Genomic DNA, 1,989 nt, shown 5'->3' with positions numbered 1-1,989 from the left:
CGACTGCAATCGCTGGATCGAAATGGGAGTGGACCATGAATCAGTACACACCGCCGCACGCCGACCAGACATTGGAAGAGTCAACTCTGGACGAGTTGCCGGTTGCGCTTGCCTTCGAGCTCGGCCGCACGGCAATGCCTCTCGGCGAGGTAAGGCAGCTTGCGCCCGGCGCCATCGTTCCGCTCGCCAATGTGACGAAGGAGACGGTCGACATCATCGCCAACGGCAAACGCGTAGGCCGTGGCGAGATCGTGCGGATTGGGGAGAGCCTGGGCGTGCGGATCGCCCGCATGTTCGACAATGCTTGACAATTCGCCCAACCTGCTTGGGATTCTGATTGCCGTCGGCTTCGTCGGTTTGCTGCCGCTGGCCGTCGTGACCATGACCGGATTCCTGAAAATCTCGGTCGTGCTGTTCCTCATCCGCAATGCGCTCGGGGTCCAGCAGATGCCGCCCAATTTGGTCCTCTACGGCATAGCGCTCGTGCTAACGGTCTATGTCACGACGCCATTGCTGAGCGAGATGACGGGCCGGCTTCAGGAAGGGCAGGTTCAGTTCCAGACTACAGACGACCTCGCCAGGGCGGCGCAACTGGTCAGGGAACCATTACAGCAGCACCTCATCAAATTCACGCAGCCGGAAGAGCGGCAGTTCTTTCTTGACGGAACGAACCGCCTGTGGCCGGAACAGGCACGTCAAAATCTGAAAGACGACGATCTTTCGATATTAGTCCCTGCCTTTGTCGCGTCCGAGCTTACGCGCGCGTTTGAAATCGGCTTTCTGCTCTATCTTCCCTTCCTTATCATCGACATCGTTGTTGCAAACATCCTGATGACGCTCGGCATGATCATGGTCTCGCCGGTCCTCATTTCGATCCCGCTGAAACTGTTCCTTTTCGTCGCCATAGATGGCTGGTCGCGGCTGATGCACGGCCTCATCCTGAGTTACGTCTGACGCCGCTGGGAGGTTTGCATGAGCAATGACTTCATCCTGGCGAAGGTCCAAAGCGCGCTTCTGACAGTGCTGTTCGCGTCGAGCCCGGCGATCATCGCGGCGATGGCCGTCGGCATCCTTGTCGGGCTTGCCCAGGCGCTGACGCAAATTCAGGACCAGTCCCTGCCGCAGACGATTAAGCTCGTCGTGATCCTGCTGGTCATCATCGTCTTCGGCCCGCTGCTTGGCCAGCAGATCGCGGAGCAGGCCTCAACGGCGCTGGACGAATTCCCCGTCGTCACGCGTTGAGGCACGCAGATGCCGGTCGAACCATTCTTCGCGTCGGTCAAAGAGCTTCAGTTCTTTCTTTTGGCCGGAGCTTTCGCGCTCGCACGCATGACCGGGTTCATGCTCCTGATGCCGCTCTTTTCGCGTGTGCCGCTATCAGGCCTTCTGCGCAACGGCGTTGCTCTGGCGCTGGCGGTTCCGGTCTTTCCGATGCTCGTGAACACGCTTACAAACACTGACATCGCGACGACGATGATCGTCGTGTACATGCTCAAGGAGGTCGTGGTCGGGGTAACGCTCGGGCTGGCGATGGGCATACCGTTCTGGGCGGCCGAGGCTGCCGGCGATATCCTGGACCTGCAGCGCGGCTCCACGATGGGGACGCTGATCGATCCGATGATGACCCATGAGACGAGTGCCACCGGCACCTTGCTCGCCGTCATCATGGTCACGATCTACCTGGCTGCCGGGGGCCTCGAACTTTCTCTGACCAGCCTCTACGACAGCTATGGCCTTTGGCCGATCGACCAACTTCTGCCCGTGTTCAGCAAGGATGCAGCCGGCATCTTCCTCGATCTGCTGAACCGCATCCTGATGATGGCATTGACCCTCGTCTTCCCGCTCATCATCAGCATACTCTTGTCCGACATTGTGCTGGCCTTCTTGGCGCGCGCCTCGCCGCATCTGAATGTTTTTGCGCTTTCGCTGATCGTGAAGACGCTGGTGTTTAGCCTCGTCTTTGTACTCTATTCTGCTTTCCTGCTCTTC

At 59.0% G+C, this 1,989-nt stretch carries 4 protein-coding genes; all 4 read left to right on the top strand.

The features are described from left to right. Positions 1-308: FliM/FliN family flagellar motor switch protein (locus EOA85_RS33860; protein WP_206523444.1), on the top strand; the 308-nt coding region annotated here is incomplete at its 5' end. After that, on the top strand, positions 301-954 hold the full coding sequence (sctR, locus tag EOA85_RS33855; protein ID WP_065006906.1) for a type III secretion system export apparatus subunit SctR: 654 nt from the start codon (positions 301-303) through the stop codon (positions 952-954). The genes EOA85_RS33860 and sctR, both read left to right, overlap by 8 nt. Positions 955-972: 18 nt before the next feature. Beyond that, positions 973-1,242: a flagellar biosynthetic protein FliQ gene (locus EOA85_RS33850; RefSeq protein ID WP_065006905.1), complete on the top strand. Its 270-nt coding sequence runs from the start codon at positions 973-975 to the stop codon at positions 1,240-1,242. A gap of 9 nt (positions 1,243-1,251) precedes the next feature. Beyond that, positions 1,252-1,989 (top strand): type III secretion system export apparatus subunit SctT (gene sctT / locus EOA85_RS33845; protein ID WP_127212596.1); only part of this gene is annotated, 738 nt, incomplete at its 3' end.

Origin of the sequence: Mesorhizobium sp. M5C.F.Ca.IN.020.29.1.1, from assembly GCF_003997375.1 — a bacterium.
Taxonomy (GTDB): domain Bacteria; phylum Pseudomonadota; class Alphaproteobacteria; order Rhizobiales; family Rhizobiaceae; genus Mesorhizobium; species Mesorhizobium wenxiniae.
This window is presented reverse-complemented; position numbering and strand designations above follow the sequence as displayed.

Excerpts from the sequence above, each read along its gene's own strand:
- sctR (WP_065006906.1), top strand. The coding sequence starts at position 301 with ATGCTTGACAATTCGCCCAACCTGCTTGGGATTCTGATTGCCGTCGGC.
- EOA85_RS33850 (WP_065006905.1), top strand. The coding sequence starts at position 973 with ATGAGCAATGACTTCATCCTGGCGAAGGTCCAAAGCGCGCTTCTGACA.